Annotated in this window: 9 protein-coding genes and 1 pseudogene; 5 read left to right on the forward strand and 5 right to left on the reverse strand. The window is 48.9% G+C overall.

Going from position 1 to position 18,466, the window contains the following annotated elements; all coding sequences use genetic code 11:
* The first annotated feature begins 67 nt into the window (after positions 1-67).
* The 4 genes from ACKI3C_RS11355 (at position 68) to murF (ending at position 8,940) form a co-directional block, all read left to right on the forward strand.
* Entirely contained in the window at positions 68-1,840 is a 1,773-nt protein-coding gene (locus ACKI3C_RS11355) for a dockerin type I repeat-containing protein (RefSeq protein ID WP_407405117.1), read from the forward strand.
* Between the two features lie 1,072 nt (positions 1,841-2,912).
* On the forward strand, positions 2,913-4,883 hold the full coding sequence (locus ACKI3C_RS11360; protein ID WP_407405119.1) for a hypothetical protein: 1,971 nt from the start codon (positions 2,913-2,915) through the stop codon (positions 4,881-4,883).
* Positions 4,884-6,254: 1,371 nt separating this feature from the next.
* Entirely contained in the window at positions 6,255-7,292 is a 1,038-nt protein-coding gene (locus ACKI3C_RS11365) for a D-alanine--D-alanine ligase (protein WP_407405121.1), read from the forward strand.
* Between the two features lie 283 nt (positions 7,293-7,575).
* Complete coding sequence (gene murF, locus ACKI3C_RS11370; RefSeq protein ID WP_407405123.1) at positions 7,576-8,940, forward strand: UDP-N-acetylmuramoyl-tripeptide--D-alanyl-D-alanine ligase; 1,365 nt, start codon at positions 7,576-7,578, stop codon at positions 8,938-8,940.
* Positions 8,941-9,332: 392 nt separating this feature from the next.
* On the opposite strand, the pseudogene ACKI3C_RS11375 reads toward murF, so the two are convergent.
* The 5 genes and pseudogenes from ACKI3C_RS11375 to ACKI3C_RS11395 form a co-directional block, all read right to left on the reverse strand.
* A pseudogene (locus tag ACKI3C_RS11375) lies at positions 9,333-10,004 on the reverse strand (SIR2 family NAD-dependent protein deacylase); the annotation flags it as partial.
* Positions 10,005-10,010: 6 nt separating this feature from the next.
* A complete protein-coding gene (locus tag ACKI3C_RS11380) occupies positions 10,011-11,282 on the reverse strand; it encodes a hypothetical protein (protein WP_407405125.1) in 1,272 nt (423 codons plus the stop codon).
* Between the two features lie 182 nt (positions 11,283-11,464).
* Complete coding sequence (locus ACKI3C_RS11385; RefSeq protein ID WP_407405127.1) at positions 11,465-13,165, reverse strand: ATP-dependent RecD-like DNA helicase; 1,701 nt, start codon at positions 13,163-13,165, stop codon at positions 11,465-11,467.
* A 68-nt stretch (positions 13,166-13,233) separates the two neighbouring features.
* Entirely contained in the window at positions 13,234-13,782 is a 549-nt protein-coding gene (rsmD, locus tag ACKI3C_RS11390) for a 16S rRNA (guanine(966)-N(2))-methyltransferase RsmD (RefSeq protein WP_407405129.1), read from the reverse strand.
* A complete protein-coding gene (locus tag ACKI3C_RS11395) occupies positions 13,770-14,591 on the reverse strand; it encodes a DUF3822 family protein (RefSeq protein ID WP_407405131.1) in 822 nt (273 codons plus the stop codon). The genes rsmD and ACKI3C_RS11395 overlap by 13 nt, the downstream gene beginning before the upstream one ends.
* 308 nt (positions 14,592-14,899) lie before the next feature.
* Between ACKI3C_RS11395 and ACKI3C_RS11400 the strand changes: the two genes are divergently transcribed.
* A complete protein-coding gene (locus ACKI3C_RS11400) occupies positions 14,900-18,286 on the forward strand; it encodes a family 10 glycosylhydrolase (protein ID WP_407405133.1) in 3,387 nt (1,128 codons plus the stop codon).
* The last annotated feature ends 180 nt before the right edge of the window (positions 18,287-18,466 follow it).

Raw genomic sequence — 18,466 nt, forward strand, 5'->3', positions numbered from 1 at the left:
TATAGGTGCTAATTTTGTAACTGCATAATTGACTCATAGTTTAATCACATAATTAAAAACTAATTTTATGAAAAAATTTTCTACTATCATCGCAAGCTTAGCACTCGCTTTCTCAGCAAGTGCAGGCATTCTCTCTATCCCCTGCGTTGAGGGAAAGGTTGAGATTCTTCAAGATGGTCAATTTAACCCCACCAGTTCAAACATTGGTTTCACCAGTGCAGCAACTACAGTTTATCTCGGTGAGGTTGACTTTGGCGTAAATGGCGACCGCTTCCAGGCAACCAGCATCACACTGGCTAATGGCTGGTATGTTGACGGCTGGGCAATCCTTCACGCTGGTTCTGACTACGAGTCATCACTTCCCTTTACTCAGATGGCAATTGACGAGACAGGCAGCTACGACCGCTACCTCAACTTTGCATCTAACATGTCTTACAACTGCACCGTTGACTCACTGCTCTCAGGTGGTGGTCCCGCTATGGAAGGCATCACTTACACCAAGCCCATTGGCCGTCAGAAAGTTTACCTGACATTTGTGGGCGGTGCTGGTAACATCCGTTACGTCAACTTCTATGACACAGAGTTTACTCAGGAAGACTTCGTCAGCAAGGAAGAAGATGAGTGGAAGGGTGGCATCGCTCTGCGCGAGCCCAACCAGAAGCCTGGTTACGACCAGATTTCTCTGCGCATCCTTTCAATCGAGTCAGTTCCTGCTGTTCCCACAGGCGAAGGCACCGACTTCCCCGAGACCCGCATCGACACCTCGGCTAATGCACACGGTGCATGGGGTTGGACTCACGAAGGCTTCATCGCCGACTACGGAACTGTTGACTTCGGCACTTACAAGTACAAACAGCTTGTTGCTTATTTCACTCACTGGAGTGAGAATATCTATGACTGGCTGGAAGTTTATATCGATGAGGTTAAGCCCGAGAACCAGATTGCACGCTTCTGGTCAGGTCTCAATCTGGCTAACAACGGTATGAACCCCTTTGCTAAGAACCTTAAGGCTGTTAACGGCCAGCACAAGGTGCTCGTTAAGTGGGTGGGGGGTTCTTCTAACCTCCAGGCACTTGAGTTTGTAGAGGAGCAGCTGTGGATTGAGCACCCCGACTGTGGTATCGTTCTCGTTGACGAGCTTCCCGAGCCCGATGCATTCCACTACACATTCCTCGGCCAGCCCGAAGGCCAAGGTAATCCTTGGGGTTACGAGGTTAAGTGCCGCGGCCAGTATGAGTCACGCGGTAACATCGGTTATACTGGCAACGGTACAGTTATCGACTTCTACGGCGACGGTGAAGGCGTTGAATTTGGCAACGATCCCTACAAGCGCGTAGTAATCTACCACTCTTGCGACCGCAGCTGGGTAGGCAACATCGATGAGGCAAACTTCACATTCTACCTCGACCTTGATCCCGACTTCATCTACACTCCCGAAGACTGGAGCAACAATCTTGCTGGTATCCTCGAGGGTCACGAGCCCGTAGCAGTATGTCGTCTGCAAGGTACTGGTGACTGGAGCGTTTACAAGCACGTTGCTGGCGAGTTCCTCGTTCCCGTAACAGGCAAGCACGAGCTCTTCATGGTTTACAACACTCCCGACGTGAATATCGGTGCAAACGTTCTCGACATCTACTTCGACCACGGCAGCAAGGGTGGCATCAAGGGTGACGTGAACGGCGACGGCCTGGTTGACATCACCGACGCTAACATCATCATCAACATCACTCTGGGCGTAGCTGACGCTAGCAAATATCCCAATGCTGACGTAACAGGCGACGGTTCAGTTGACGTGAGCGATGCTAACGCACTGTTCAACCTCATGCTGGGCAAGCAATAATCTCACTGATTAAAATCAGATAACTCCTCCTACAACAGGCGGTGGCAGCAATGTCACCGCCTGTTTTTTACTCTCCCGCGGAGACACGGAGAGGGGGGGTATGCCTAAAATAATGGGGAAAAAACAACATCACTAGGAATATTGTTGCTAGCACTTTTGTGTAACATGAGAATGTTGACAAAGAATATTTTTTAATTTTTAGTTGATTTCAAGCGAAGCGCCTTTTCTCTTAGGTTGTATTTAGGTGGTGGCGCTGCGCTTGAAATACACTAAAAATAAGCTGAAAATATAAAAATCTGTTTTTTCGGCGAAGCGGTTTTTTTCTATCTCCCACTGAGGCACAGAGGTCACAGAGAGTAATATATATTATCTGGTTAATCTGTGGTCTTTGAATAAAATAATTCAACTTTCGCATGTTATAAAATCGAGTTACAATTTTGTCCCGCTAGGGACAGTACCTAAATAACCCCCACCGCCGAACATAGTGGCGGGGGGGGAAAAGGTCTGACTTAAGTTGTGCGTCCAGTAGGACGCTATTCGGGCAACCATGACATCACATTCCCAATTAGCGTCCTGCTGGACGCGATGCTGCGAGATTGCTATACCCCCACCGCCACTACGTTCGGCGGTGGGGGTTATTCAAATATTGTCCTGCCGGACAACAAATTAGCAACACTCACTTTAGCTTGCGGAACTATATAGCAATTTTTTTTTGCTAATTTTTAGTTGATTTCAAGCGAAGCACCTTTTCTCTTAGGTTGTATTTAGGTGGTGGCGCTGCGCTTGAAATACACTGAAAATATGCACAAAATAAAAATCTGTTTTTCAGCGAAGCTGTGTTTTTTTCTATCTCCCACTGGGGCACAGAGGTCACAGAGAGAAATATATATTATGTGAGTAATCAGCGTAATCTGTGGATTTCTCCGTCTGTCGAACCCTGGGCTATGTGTGATATTTTGCTATTTTTTGAAACATTTGTGTTATTTTTCTTGTTACATATCCACTAATTTTGCACTTGTAAAATAGCATACAATTATATTTTTCATTTATACTAATTAAAAAACTATTAAACATGAAAAAAAGTTTAACTCTAGTTGCTGCGGCAGTGATGGCATTTGCTGCCAACGCACAGGATTTAATTGTTCCCACAAACTCATTAAATCCAAACATTGAGCTTACAGAGTGTCGCATGGACCCCGTGGGCATGAATGTGGGTAACGTGGGCACTGAAAGTGTTATCGGCATTGGTGAAGTTGACTTCAGCGAAAACTACCAGGCAGTGGGTATGGCATTCTCTAACGGCTGGAACGGCAAGGGTAACTATGCTATCCTCTGGGCTGGCGAAGACTTTGAAAGCGCTCTCCCCTTTGCACAGCTCGCACTTGCTCGCACAGGCGATTCTTATCACAACTACGTGAAACTTGCTGGTAACATGGGTTACCTCGTGTCAAGCCCTGCTGATCTTCCTGGCGGAGAACTGGCAGTAGAAGGTCTTTCATTCTACCAGCCCACAGGCAAGCAGAACGTTTATGTAACATTCGTAGGTGGTGGCGGTAACATACAGGCTATCCACTTCTATAAGAACACTTTCTCACCCGCTGATTTCCACAGCGAGGGTGGTTGGGAGCCCCTGAACGGTCAGCTGCTGCGTCCCGTTGAGAATATGTCTAACTATGTTAAGGTTGCTATGCGTCTCGCTTATGAGAACTCTCAGCTCGTTGCAAGTCCCTCACAGGACACTCGCAAGGACGGTAATAGCGGCTGGGGCTGGACTACAGAAGGTGTAGTTGTTGACTACGGCACAATGAACTTTGGCAATGGCGAGTACACTCAGGTGTGTGGTTTCGTTTCACACTGGAATGGCAACAGCATGAATGACGGTCTTGAAGTTTACATTGATGAAGTAAATGACGAGAACAAGATTGCGTTCATCTTCACAGGCAACGAATACCGTGGCGACTTCCAGGGCGAACTTTACGCTCGTGCAGCCGCTCTGAACCGCGTAGTTACTGGTTCACACAAGGTTCTTGTTAAGTGGCGTGGCGGTAGCACTAACCTCACCAACCTTGACTTCTGCAAGGGTACTCTTTGGTGCGAATCACCCGCTCCCGACTATGCAGTACTTACTAAGGTTAACGACACTCCCAGCGAGAACGCTAAGCACTACACAATGCGCAACGACGTTCCCGAAGGCGCTATCAAGATCACAAACCACGCTGGTCTCAACCAGTATCAGCTCGAGGGCAACGGTAACTATGGTTACACTGGCAACAGAACAGTCCTCAAGCTCGAAGGCATCGACTTCGAGAACGGTCAGTACAACAAGGTTCGCATCGCTTATGCAACTGGCGGTGACGGCTGGATTGACTACAAGGAGAATGCTAACATCAGCCTCTACCTCGACCTCGAGGAAGGCGGCAAGACATACGACTGGACCAACGCTCCCGAGGAGCTCAAGAACGCAGGCGTAGAGCCCGTTGCAGTTGTACGCCACCAGGCTACTGGCGGCTGGGGCAACGTACTCACCATCAGTGACGACCTCGCTCCCGTAACAGGTGTTCACACTGTATATGTTGTTTACTACCAGCGTTACACTAGCGAAGGTGCTAACATCTTTGACTACTACCTGGACACTGAAGCTCCCGCTAAGGAGCCCAAGATCACTGGCATCAGCATCAAGGGTCAAGCACTCGAACTCGTTGAGGGTCAAACTAACTATAGCCTCGACCTCACTGAGAACTTCACAGCAGAGGACGTAGTTGTTGACACAGAGGACGCTGAGGACTGCACAGTATCTGTAAAGGTTAACCCTGTTGTACTCGAGTCAGTTGACGAGTACCTCGTTGAGATCTCTCTCAAGAACGGCGAGGAAGTACTTGCAGAGTACACTGTAAACGTAACTGTTACTACTGAGGAGCCTGTTACTGGCATCAACGACATCAACGTTAACAGCGCTAAGGTTGTTAAGATGATCGAGAACGGTCAGGTTGTTATCGTTAAGGGTGACAAGAAGTTTAACGCTGCTGGCCAGGCTATCAAGTAATTGATATTCTAGTCTAAATATCCCCTCCCCCGGTGCCATGGTGCCGGGGGAGTTTTTTTCTCTCGGGGAACTCGGGGAACTCGGGGATTTTTTTCTCGCAGATTGCGTAGATCTTTTTACTGAAAGGGTTTTTACTGAAAGAAATTAAAATAATTAAAATAATTTCTTTTTTTCTTTTGTCAAAAATAAAACGTGCGGATCTCACAAGTCCCACATTACTCAACTTTAACACGTAAAACCATTTGTATCTCACGCTTTTACACAAATGTGCGACCCCTTCGAGGTCGGTTGCTATATGATGACCCTTTCCGACGGCCTGCGGCAATCGGTTACGATGCAATGTGACGACTACGGCGTCAAGACGCTGTTCGGGCAACATTAACGTCAGATTACAGCGCAAACGCATCAGAATTGCACCGCAACTGCGGCAATCGGTTACGATTTTTACTGAAATGGTTTTACGTAACTATTCAGCAATAGAATTTTGCAGAGTCCCCGCCCAGACCTTATGAAAATCTTTCTCTCGAACAAAGCATAAAGCAAAGAGAGGCTGAAAGCCGACACGCAGAACGCAGTTCTGCACATAACCCTGTCCTAACTGAGCGCAAGCGAAGGCAGGGCAGGGTAAACGCGATACACTATACTGCGGTTGAAGACCGCACCCTTGCACGTTTCGAGGTAGCGGTCTTCAACGGCAATTTTGTCACACTTCCCCCCCCCACCGGCAGTCGTTTCACTCCCTTCGGTGGGGGTATAGTATCAACAAGCAGATGAGGGTGTGTCAAAATGCGAAATCAAGTTGATGTAGGAGGGTGAGTCAAAAGTCACTGGCACGCCCTCAGTTTTGCTATATATGCAACAAAGCCCCGACTTTCCCAAGCCTGACGACGGAGTCGTCACATTGCATCGTAACCGATGGCCGCAGGCCGTCGGAACAAAGGACATATACCAACCGACCTCGAAGTGGTCGCACTTACCAACAAATTATGGCTTGCGAAACTTGAATTACTCTAATTATTTTAATTTCTTTCAGTTATTATTCTATTCAAGAGTTTCGCAAGTGAAAAAAATGTATCAGCCTATTTCCCTGGTGGGTAAATGACGACGGAGTCGTCACATTGCATCGTAACCGATGGCCGCAGGCCGTCGGAACAAAGGACATATACCAACCGACCTCGAAGTGGTCGCACTCACCAACAAATTACGGTTTGCGAAAGTTGTTTTTAATTACTCTAATTATTTTAATTTCTTTCAGTTATTATTTCAGTGTTAGAGTGAAATCCGCGCAGGGAGTCCGCAAAAAAACATTGGTGTATAGTAACTATGAAAAGAAAAAGTGCTAAATTTGCACAAAAATAACAATCAGCAAGTATGAATATAGTAGTTTTAGCAGGTGGAACCAGTACTGAGCGACTGATTTCAATCATTTCGGGTACAGGCGTGTGCCGTGCGCTCAGGGCAAAGGGACACAATGCTGTTCTTCTCGATATCTTCTGCGGCGACGAGAACGCTCTTGTCAGCGATTTCTTCCCTGCGCAGTATGACGTGGACAAGGCTAGTGCCTACATGAGCAGCTTCAACGACAAGGTTGAGGCGATGGCGCGCGAGCGCAAGGCTTTCTTCGGCCCTAACGTGCTGGAGATGTGCAGCAAGGCCGACGTGGTGTTCATGGCGCTTCATGGTGCCAATGGCGAGGACGGACGTGTGCAGGCTGCGCTCGACCTGATGGGTGTGAAATATACCGGCGCTGGTTACCTTAGCAGCGCCATGGCTATGGACAAGACTATCACTAAAAATATGTTTATCGCAGGTGGAGTACCCACTGCCAAGGCCTACTTCATTGAGCGTGGCAATGCTGTTGAGACTCCTGCCCAGCAAGGCCTGCGCTATCCTGTGGTAGTGAAACCCGCATGCGGCGGGTCGAGCGTGGGCATCACCATCGCCAAGGATGAGGAAGAGTTCAACCAGTCGGTTGCCATTGCTTTCGACCTTGAACCCAAAGCCATCGTCGAGGAATTCATCAAAGGCCGTGAGTTCAGCGTGGGCGTGATCGATGGCAAGGCTTTGCCTGTGATAGAGATTGCACCCAAGAACGGTTGGTATGACTACAAGAACAAGTACGAGCCCGGGGCTACCGTAGAGACCTGCCCAGCCGAGATTACCGACGAGCAGACCGCTCGCATGCAGCGTCATGCCGAGCAGGCAATGGAAGCCGTGGGCATCGAGGCTTATGGTCGCATTGACTTCATCATGACCGAGGACGGAAGCATGTATGCTCTCGAGGCCAACACTCTGCCAGGAATGACCGCAATGAGCCTGCTGCCGCAGGAGGCAGCCCAGGTGGGTATAGGTTACGAAGACCTGTGCGAGCACCTCATCAAAGTATCGTTGAAGAAATATAACAGATAAAACTAGATAAAAGGGACGGTTCTTTTTATCTAGTTTTTCGGTAAAGACCCCCTTTTATATTAGATGATTAGATAAAAGTAGATAAAAGTAGATAAAAGGGACGGTTCTTTTTATCTAGTTTTTCGGTAAAGACCGCCCTCTTATTAGATGAATTGATAAAAGTTACGCAAGCATAAGAATAAGGTACTTATCGCGCCGATAGGAATGCGTGCTGTAAGTACGCGACTTAATGGCGATAAACAATGTTTTATCAACATGTGAAACTTAAACAATTAAAAAAATAATGAAGAATCTGTCGTTAGCCAATATTGCCGCTGCTTGTGGCGGTCGTTATGTAGGAACTGCCCAGGCTGCTAGCCAGGAAGTTACAGGTATCGAGACCGATAGCCGCAAGGTGCCTGAGGGTGGCATGTTTGTCGCCATCAAGGGCGAGCGTGTGGATGGCCACAAGTTTATCGAGCAAGTGATGCAGGGCGGTGCCGCCACTGTGCTGACCGAGATAGACCTGGGCGAGAAACCTTATCCCTACATTCTGGTAGAATCTACGTTGCAAGCAGTTAAAGATATTGCCGAGTTTTACCTTAAAGGGCTTAATATCCCCGTAGTGGGCATTGCTGGCAGCGTGGGCAAGACAAGCACCAAGGAGATGACCCACAGCGTGTTGAGTCAGGGGTTCAATGCTCTCAAAACGCAGGGCAACTTCAACAACGAACTTGGTCTGCCCATCACTATCTTCCGCTTGCGCGACGAGCAGCTGGCTGTGCTGGAGATGGGCATCAGCGACTTCGGCGAGATGCACCGTCTTGCCAAGGTAGCGCGACCTCACACAGTGATAATGACCAATATAGGCTGTTGCCACTTGGAGAATCTCATCGACCGCGACGGCATTCTCAGAGCAAAGAGCGAGATATTTGACTTTCTGGAGCCGGGGGCTCACATCATCCTCAACGGCGATGATGACAAGCTGGCTACGGTGACCGAGGTGCGTGGCATCAAGCCTGTTACTTTCGGACTCGATGCCAAGAATGACTTCTGGGCAAGCGACCTCAGGAGCCTGGGTCTCAAGGGCACTGCGTGTCGCATCCACACACCTGTGGGCGACTTCGACGCCACTGTGGGCATGCCCGGCAAGCACATGGTCTATAATGCACTGGCAGGTGCTGCTGCTGGTGTGGCCTATGGCCTGACGTTGGAGCAAATCAAGGCGGGCATCGAGAGCAACGGCTCACTGGCTGGACGATTTAATATTATTGATACAGAGCGATATACCATTATAGATGACTGCTACAATGCTAACCCGGTGTCGATGAAGGCGTCGCTTGAGGTGCTGCAAGACGGGGCTAACCGTCGTGTAGCTATTCTGGGCGACATGGGTGAACTGGGAACCGACGAGCGTGCCCTGCATGCAGGCGTCGGAACTTACGCAGCGGGACTTGACCTGGATGCGATTTACTGTGCCGGTCCGCTGTGCGAGGCACTAGTTCAGGCAGCAGCCGATGGCGGTTTCAAAGGCGAAGTCAAGCACTACGCCACCCGCGACGACCTCATGGCAGCATTGCCCGCATTACTCCAGCAAGGCGACACCATCCTAGTGAAAGCCAGCCATTTCATGCAATTCCCAGCAATAGTGGAAATGCTGAAAGGGTAGCCCTGAGGCTGTCGCAAAAATGTAAGAAATCCGGCCTCCGGCCTTATATTACCCACTCTCCGTGAAAACCGCTGTGGTCACATATATAGCACAAATACCGTTCCTGTTTTCCCTTCTCCTTCATAATCAGCAGCAAGAGGGAATTGCCCGCATAGCAAACTGGCTGCTTCCTCGTCAATTTTGTCATTGAGCTCGACCCGGAAACCTCTTGCTGTTTGGCGAAGATCCCACACAGAATATCCATTGGCGTTCACAACGGTCATGATTGCATCTTTCATCTGCCACACATCGTGTGGTTTCATGACAGAACCTGTTGAATTGCAATAGTCTAGATTGCTGCTATTGTCCAAGTCACAAAGGCAATCCCATTTATCCAGTTCTTCACACATGATCTCCATGCCTTCGGTAGCATTAGTGCGGATATGGGTGTATCCATGTTCGTCGCATGAAGGAATATCGGCGGGATCCACAACGATCTTTAAGGCATTTCTTGGAACGTAGTCAAGTAACATCGCTGCAGGATATACGACCAACGATGTTCCGACCACTATAAATGCATCTGCTTGCTTAACCAGTTGTGCTGCCTTTACTATATTTGTAACGTTCTCACCAAACATCACGATGTTGGGACGTAGTTGCGATCCGTCACCAGCCAAGTCCCCAACTTTCAGGGGAACAGTCAGTGGATACTCTTCGACGTAAGCTTCGTTGTATCTATCTGCTGACGCACAGACTTTTGTAAGTTCGCCATGCAAGTGCAAGACATGTGTGCTGCCAGCTTTCTCGTGCAGGTTATCCACATTCTGTGTGATGACGCTGACATTGAAAAAACTCTCCAGTTCGGCAATGAGTTGATGTGCTCGGTTAGGATTGGCTTCTGCCAGTTTCTCACGCCGCATATTGTAGAAATCAAGACAACGTTGAGTATCGTTATAAAGGCAATCAAGGCTTGCATAGTACTCAAACTCAAGTTTTGTCCAGAGTCCGTCCTCGCCTCTAAAAGTGCCTAGTCCACTCTCGGCGCTTATACCAGCACCGGTAAGGAATACAATATGTTTCTTCATGCCTGTTTATCGCTTAATGTTGTTATTATCAATATCTTGGTCTGCTACAACATTTTCATTTCCCATCAGACGCTGTGTCCATGATTCGAGGGTAGTGTGCACCACCATGCGAGGCTTTTCTTTAAATATTGTCAGGCATTTGTCGGTGTGAAGAAACTTGCGCTTGTTGTTCCCCTCGGCCATGACATAATCAAACACGAGTTGACGGGTCTCGATATAGTCATCCTCTGTGCAGCGAAATACGTAGGTAGAGCGTGCATCGCAATTATTCTCCCATATAATATTGGGCTGTCCGTCTATCATGAGAGTATATAAAGCACCGTCTTCACGAGTGCCCCCCATGTATTCTGCTATGGGCACAAGCGGGTATTTGTCGGCAGCATGGTTCTCTAGCAGGAAATTGATATACGGAGATTTGTCACGCGGAATGAATTCTTGAAGGTCTATTTTAGAAAGGCCATCAATTCTTTTGAGAATCTCAGTGGACTCATATCCGTTTTTGATGAGGTGTACCAGGTCTTTTTTGATACTAAGCGTAATAACTGCATCTTGTAATTCTTTGGCATTAACAAGCGAAGCATCACCATTAGAATCGTAGTGAACAATTAGACGAGGGACTAATTTGGGCAAAACGGCACGGAAAGAATATATCTCGGTGTCTATGCTCTCGTCATAAATGCTTGTCACGTACCCATGCTTATTTGTGAAATTTATTTTACCCCTATAGATATACACATCGTTCCAATCGACTTCTATTGTCTCGTCAAGAATGGGTGTTACTTTTTCTGTAATTATGTTCTCTTTGTGTTCGTTATCGTCTTCGCGTCTTTCACATGGAGACTTATCAATGCTTTTATTTTTGTCTTGATGTTTCTTGGCAAATTCGGCTGTGTGATGATCATAGAGTGGAATCTCTTGGGAATAATCAATAGCCATGAGATTACTTCTAAACTCCTTTTGTGACTTTGTGAGTACATTGCTGAAGTCCAAAGCATGAATCATCCCGTCGTCAACAAGCTCCGCTGTGGCCTGGGGATGCGTCTGTATGGAGTCTGCCACAAACTGCCATCCATATTTTTCGTCCTTCCTCCACGACCCTATGGCCGTGATTGAGCTATCCGTTTCTACTTCGTCAACATTGCCAATAACACGACACTTCTTTTCGTCCTCTCTGATTACAGAGAGAATAGTCTTTCCGCTTTTGGTGTCGTGAAAGACTACTTTCTGGACAATGCCGATAATCGTTTTCTTGCTATTTTGAGTTTTATGTTCCTCCATGACGCTATGCTTTTTATTATGTCGAGGCGATTTTGAGAGATGTTTTGAGTAGATTTTTGACAACGACGGAGTCGTTACACTGCATCGTAACCGATGGTCGAGACCGTCGGAGATACCAAAACAGGATCAAAAGCGACCGAAATAATAATTTATCTTTTCTCATAATTAATAGAACTCACCTTTTAGTAGTCAGTCAGTGTCCAACTTCCTTCGTAATACTTCGTTTTTACGATGTTATGTAATTCTTTGCGAACCTCTTTATATAATTTTATATTATAATAGGGGTTCAACCGATAATAACTATCGGGGTAATATTTCTCAAGGAAGAAACCAATAAGGGATTCCCCTTCTTTCCATATAGCTTTCAATATATCCCTTAATTCATCTCCTGCTTCGCAGCAGAGGTGATACACATTGTAATCGACTTGCTGAATCACTCTATCTACCAAGTCCGAGATAATGTCCCTGTCAATCGAAACATCGTTGTCTGTTGGTTGACTATCCTCTACCTCTGTTTCCTGTTCTGTTTTTTCTTCCCACTCAAAATCTTCATAGCCGACGGCCTTTGACAATCTTTGGATATGTGCAGAATTATCTACCCCTTGGTAGAACGCTGATACCACAGGATCGGTAAAGAAGGAATCGGGGAACAGTTTCTTCTTCAGCACTAAACCTTCCAGGGAGCGGCAACGGCTAAGTGCTACGTAAGTCTGGCCGGCTGCAAACGCACGAGGAATGTCGATGATGGCATGCTCAAATGACAAGCCTTGACTCTTGTGTATGGTTATTGCCCATGCAGGTTTTAATGGGAACTGTGTGAAAGTTCCGCACGTTTTTTCTCGAATGCGATTCTTATCCTTGTCATATTCATAGCTAATATTGTCCCAAGATGTGCGTTCTACATCTACTACGGCATCCCCAACCTTTACAAAAATCGTGTCATCCTTCATTCCTTCGATTTCTCCCAACGTGCCATTGGAGTATCTATTACCCTTGTCGTTCTTTACAAACATCACTTGTGCTCCTGTTTTAAGCACAAGGTCCCTGTAGGTGGGGTATAACTCGGTTGGGAATTCTCCTGTTATCTCGGCCTGATATGTTCGGCCATCACCTGCGGTGCTTTCAAGTCTCGTGCTGTTGATGTCGTCTGCCTGTTTCTTCTGTGCTACCAGTGTAATATAATCCACGCCTTCTGGTATTCTGAACTCGGGCATATATTGAGCATTCAGTTTATTGCAATCACTCCACGAAACATTTCCCTCACGAGCCTTGTTCAGTATGCCCACAAACTCTGGATTTTTTTGACGATAGACCTTGTTCAGGCAAACAGTCTCAAACCCAACTTCCTTAATGGCGTTGCTATTAAAGAAGAAATAGTTTGTAGCATAAAAGTCTTTCAGTATTGCCTCGTCTGCTTTTGTTACTACTGGTGGCAACTGATACAGATCGCCTATCAATAGTAGCTGGACACCCCCAAAGGGCTTTTGCGAATTGCGTATCAGTCTTATCTTCTCGCTGATATGATCCATCACATCGGCTCTCACCATCGAAACCTCGTCGATGATGAGCATATCAAGATTCTTGACCAGTTCCTCCTCTTTGTCATTCAATACTGAGTCATTGCTGGGGCTAAACTTACCCAGCGGGCTAGGTGCCAGTCCGAACTTGCAGAACGAATGAATGGTCATAGCATTAGCATTAATGGCCGCTATTCCCGTTGGGGCAAGTACCACTACCTTCTTCTTTGTGTGTGCAACGAAGTCTCTGAGGAATACGGTCTTGCCTGTTCCCGCCTTTCCCGTCAGAAATAAGTTGTGATTAGTCTTCTCTGCTATAAACCGAGCAAGATCAGCAGCAGGGTTAGTGTCTTGTTTTGTTGCCATAGGAAAATTAGAAGTTTTAACGTGGCCTTAACTACATCGGGAGATTGTAGCCTGCATCTAACTTGTCATCATGCATCCTCTTCGGGTATCTGGAAGATGGTGAAGTTCACCTTGCCGTAGTTGCGGTGTTGCACGAAGTGGGGCAGGGCGGAGAAGTCGTTGGCTTTGCTGTGCTCCACGATGATGAGTGTGCCGGGTTTTAGCATTTTGCTCTCGAGTATCATGCGGGGCAGGTCGGGCAGCTGGGGCAGGTCGTAGGGAGGATCGGCAAAGATGACGTCAAACTTCTGCTGGCAGGAGCCTATGAAGCGGAACACGTCGCCCTTGATGATGGTGTGGTTGTCACATCCCAGCTGGCTGCTCACCTTCTTGATGAAATTAAACTGTGTGCTGGCTTTCTCTACGCTGGTTACCGAAGCGCACTCACGCGAAAGGAACTCGAAACTGATGGCACCGGTGCCTGCAAAGAGGTCGAGCGCTGTGAGCCCCTCAAGGTCGATGAGGTTGCCCAGCACGTTGAAGATATTCTCACGCGCCATGTCGGTGGTGGGGCGCGCGGTGATGTTGGTGGGCACGTCGAAGCGACGACGGCCGTATTTTCCGCTTATGATTCGCATAGTGCAAGAAGTATTAAGTCAAACGGTGCTTTCATCGCGTTCTGGCCAATGCGCAGAGCCGCTGCCGGATAGATGGCAGGCATGACGTAGCCTATGTATTGCCGCAGGATGGGAGCAATGGCGTCGCGCTCGCTCTTGTCGCCGGTGAGCTGCACCTCGTCAATGAGGCGGTCAAGGCCGAGGCTGTCCCAAGCATGCAGCGCAAAGAATGCCGCATCTTGTGCCGAGCGGTAGTTGTAGCTGTTGGTAAGCACGATTTGGCCTTTGCGATAAACCACCATGTCCATGTGTCCGTCGCTCAGGTTGAGGAACATACGCGAAATCTCGGTCCCTTCGTTGAGGCGTTTGTAGTGCTCGCACAACGGGTGCAGGCGGTGAAACACAGGGGGGGTGCTGAATGTGCGCTGCAGGAATCCTAGCACACCGTTGGGGACCTCAAATGCAATGTTCACGTCACAACGCTTCAAGTGGCTCATCGCCATGTCGCCCTCTTGGTCGGGATACATGGTGTCGAACACTTCTTGCGCGTAATAATCGTCGTAGGCTGCGGGAAACAGGGCAAAGTGCTGCGTGTTGATCACAATGCGCACCAGGCGGTAATCGTCGAGCAGCAGCGGATTGTCATAGACTGCATTTTCCAGTGCCTTGAGATAGCTGCCAGCCGATGTGTCGAGTTCTACGTTGCCCATTATGAGCGAGTTCTCGATTGCATCGGTAAACAAGATGTAGTCAATCGCTTTGTCCTTGAGCGACAGCTGCAACGTCCACAACTCTGGCTGCTGTATGTTGATATTGGTGGTTGTACTCATGTCTAGTTGATTTTCAACTAGCAAAGATACTACTTTTTTACGAAAGACGAAAGACGAAGGACGAAAAACGAATGACTAATGACGAAAAACGCTACACCATGAAATACAGGAGTCTATTTTGCTGCCACGAGTAAAGTAAGGATAAGTTTCTTCATAATTGTAATATGTTTTTTTGCGATTTCACTCATTAGATGCGTTGAGATAGATAAAAAGTTGCACAAAGGTAAATATTTTTTGCGTTTTTAGTAAATTATCACTAACTTTGTGCTTTATCATAAATTGAATACTAACCTCAAGAACTATACGATATGAAGAAACTAATACTGACTTTGGTAGCACTTGTGTTGGCTATGAACTTGTCGGCACAGGAAACGCTCAAGCGTGAGATGCGCACTGTGTGGATCGCTACGGTGTCTAACATCGACTGGCCCCAGACCCGAGGCACAGGTACTTCAACCATTAATAAACAGAAGAAACAGCTCACCGACATGCTTGATGGTTTTGCGGCTACCAACATGAACGGTGTGTGCCTGCAAGTGCGCCCCATGGCCGACGCATTGTACAAGTCTAGTTACGAACCTTGGTCAAGCTACATCACCGGCACACGTGGCCAGGATCCCGGCTGGGACCCCTTGGCATTTGCCGTCGAAGAGTGCCACAAGCGCGGCATCGAGTGCCACGCATGGGTGAACCCTTACCGTTTCTCTAACAGCGGCGGACGCGACTGCAACACCGCGCAGGACCAGGCTCTCAAGAACAGCAACATCCTCATGGCTGTGGGCGACCGCGTGGTGTTCAACCCCGGCCTCAAGGCTTCGCGTGAGCGCTTGCTCAACGTGTGCCGCGAGATGATTGAGAACTACGACATCGATGGCATCATCTTTGACGACTACTTCTATCCCAGCGGCGGCACTCCCGAAGACTCTTCGGCTCCCGACTACGACCTGTGGCGCAACAGCGGCACCTCGATGAGCATTGGCGACTGGCGTCGTGCCAATGTCAACCTCATGGTCAAGGAAATGTATGAGATGGTTCAGGAAACCAAACCCTATGTGAAGTTTGCCATCGGTCCCGCCGGCGCGTCTTGCTCTGACGCCAGTGTGGCCAAGCGCCACGGCATCGACCCCTTGTCTAAATATTGCCGTGCTAGCGACTGGCAGTATAACCAGATTTATAGCGACTGCGTGCAGTGGCTCGAGGACGGCACTATCGACTACATCTCGCCGCAGCTCTACTGGAAGACCACCCACACCACCAACCCCTTCGGCCCCATGACACACTGGTGGAGCTACTGCGCCGAGCACTTCGGCCGTCACCACTATGCTTCTACCAACATCTACTTCATGGAGAGCACTAACAGCCAGAGCGACTGGGACGAAATCAATGCCCAAATCCTTCTCACACGCCAGTATGCCAAGCCAGGAACCTCGGGTGTTAACTTCTACTCGGCTAAGTATATCAACGGTCCCAAGTGTACCGGCCTGGGCGCATTCCTTGCCAAGAACACTTTCACCCGCAAGGCTCTCATTCCCTGCATGGACTGGAAAAACAAGGAGACTCTTCCCGCTCCTGCCAATGTGAAGCTCAACGCCAACACTCTCACCTGGACAGGCGTGAACAAGCACCTTGTGCGATATGCCGTTTATGCTATTCCTAACACCGTTGCTGTTGAGAACATAAAGAGTAACCTGTATGGAGGCATCAAGGGCGACTATCTGCAAGGTGTCACCTACGAACCCTCGTTTACCCTCGACACCCAGTACCTCAATGGATACTGGTATGCCGTGACCACAGTCGATGGCTGGGGCAACGAGTTTGAACCCTCCTATGTCAACGCTCCCGGCGGCCCTAGCGAGGCTACCCAGCTCATCGCCCCTGTGCAAGGCGCATCAGCGGCTTGGAACCAAACCTTCCAGTGGGCTGCTATCAACAAGGCGCAGTACCGCTTGCAGATTGCTGCCGACAAGGACTTCAACAGTGTCATCATCGACAAACCCAACCTCACCTCAAATAGCATTGCCGTTGACCTGACTTCGCTCGAAAGCCTAAAAACCTTCTACTGGCGCGTGATCGTGTCGCAGACGGGGTGCTTCGACACTCCCTCGGCAGCAGAGACATTTGCCACTCCCAAGCATCCCGATGCACCCGTTGTGACTCTCGTGAGTCCTGCCAGCGGTGCCAAGCTTGATGACGATTTCAAGTTCGTCTTCACTCCCTCGGGCACAGCCAGCTACACCTTGCAGGTGGCCAGGGACGCTGCCTTCGGTGATATCGTCTATTCGTCTGCCGATGCAAAGCCAAGCGGCAGCAACATGACCGTGGACATGGCAGTTTCGCTCATCGGCAAGGGCAAATTCTACTGGCGCGTTAAAAGCAGCGCAGATGGTTTTGACGACGCCGTGAGCGTGTCTCGTCAGTTTGAAGTGACCTCAATCCCTGTGGGAGAATATGAGCCCGGCTATGTAATCAAGAAAGATATTGATTCATATAATAAAGTGGGCAACTTTGAACTCACCAACAACTGGGTTCGCTCAATCAAGGATGAATATGCTAATATCACATTCGACTCTAATGGCCTCATGAATCGTGGCTTCACCGTTAAGGATGGTCGCATCTATGTGGTGGGTCGCTCTGAGAGCTCAAGCAATGCTCAGGTCTATATCGACCATTACAGTGCCGACACTGGCGAACGCATCAAGCGTGTGGCTGTGACGGGTAGCGTGCAGGGACTCTACTATCCCGGCAACGACATCTTCCAGGACGCTGCTGGCAACCTGTGCGTGAGCAACCTAGTGCTCGATGTTAAGTCTTATGCGGTTAATGTTCATCAGGTTGATCCTGAGACTGGTGTAGCAACCTTGCGCGCCAGCGTGATGACCTCATTGCCCGCCACCAAGCGCATCGACCACTGCAACGTCTATGGCGACGTTTCTTCTAATCAGTTCTATGTGTTTGCAGTGATGTCAAGCGGCACTCAAGTAGTGCGCTGGACCATCACAGACGGCAACGTGAGCGCTACCGACATGATGACCGCCAAGGGTTACAGCCCCTCGGGTGCAAGCAGCTTCGGCATTGCTCCACGCGTGTTCCCCGTTAGCCCCACCCAGGTGTATGTAAAGGGTGCTAGCACCTATGTCACTCTTTATAACTTCTCGACTGGTGCTATCCTTGACAGCATGGACAGCTATACTTCCATCAGGCCCGCCAATACTGGCAGCAACGGATTCGCAATGTTTGACATGGGTGGCAAGACCTATATGCTTTATCCCCAAAGCGACCACATGACCGACTATGGCTACCGTTTCATGCTCGTCCAGAGCAATGGCGCAAGCACAAGCTTCAAGGACTTTGGCCACATGTGGACATTCCCCACTCGCGGCTTGGGCGACGTCAACAGCAGTACATGGGATGCCCCATGCTGTGTTACCAGCGGAGCTAATTCGGCCGAGAAACGCATTTACGTCTATGTGCCTGGCAACGGTCTGGCGGCTTACACCCTGCGTGACGCCAGCGCTATCCCCGGCGACGTCAACCTCGACGGTGTGCTAGATATTACCGATGTGAACTGCGTTATCAACGTGTTGCTTGGCAATGTGCCCGAAAGCACGTATGACGGACGAGCCGACGTGAACGGCGACGGCATAGTTGACATCTCCGACGTCAACGCCGTCATCCGATTGGTCATGAATTCCTAAATTTCAAGAAATCTCACAACACCTCTTTCACAAGGCCCCATGCCCGGCGGTTCTCCGCCGGGCATTTTTCTGCATCCTCACCCCAGTTCCCCGGCCTTCCTTTCCCCCAAGAAAGCCCCCGCTCCTGCCATCCTCCCTTTCCCCCAAGAGCCCCGCCACTGCCATCCTCCCTTCCCCCAA

Source organism: Sodaliphilus sp. (assembly GCF_045598405.1).
GTDB classification, from domain to species: Bacteria; Bacteroidota; Bacteroidia; order Bacteroidales; family Muribaculaceae; genus Sodaliphilus; species Sodaliphilus limicaballi.

Excerpts from the sequence above, each read along its gene's own strand:
- ACKI3C_RS11385 (WP_407405127.1), bottom strand. The coding sequence starts at position 13,165 with ATGGCAACAAAACAAGACACTAACCCTGCTGCTGATCTTGCTCGGTTT.
- ACKI3C_RS11360 (WP_407405119.1), top strand. The coding sequence starts at position 2,913 with ATGAAAAAAAGTTTAACTCTAGTTGCTGCGGCAGTGATGGCATTTGCT.
- ACKI3C_RS11380 (WP_407405125.1), bottom strand. The coding sequence starts at position 11,282 with ATGGAGGAACATAAAACTCAAAATAGCAAGAAAACGATTATCGGCATT.
- rsmD (WP_407405129.1), bottom strand. The coding sequence starts at position 13,782 with ATGCGAATCATAAGCGGAAAATACGGCCGTCGTCGCTTCGACGTGCCC.
- ACKI3C_RS11355 (WP_407405117.1), top strand. The coding sequence starts at position 68 with ATGAAAAAATTTTCTACTATCATCGCAAGCTTAGCACTCGCTTTCTCA.
- ACKI3C_RS11400 (WP_407405133.1), top strand. The coding sequence starts at position 14,900 with ATGAAGAAACTAATACTGACTTTGGTAGCACTTGTGTTGGCTATGAAC.
- ACKI3C_RS11365 (WP_407405121.1), top strand. The coding sequence starts at position 6,255 with ATGAATATAGTAGTTTTAGCAGGTGGAACCAGTACTGAGCGACTGATT.
- murF (WP_407405123.1), top strand. The coding sequence starts at position 7,576 with ATGAAGAATCTGTCGTTAGCCAATATTGCCGCTGCTTGTGGCGGTCGT.
- ACKI3C_RS11395 (WP_407405131.1), bottom strand. The coding sequence starts at position 14,591 with ATGAGTACAACCACCAATATCAACATACAGCAGCCAGAGTTGTGGACG.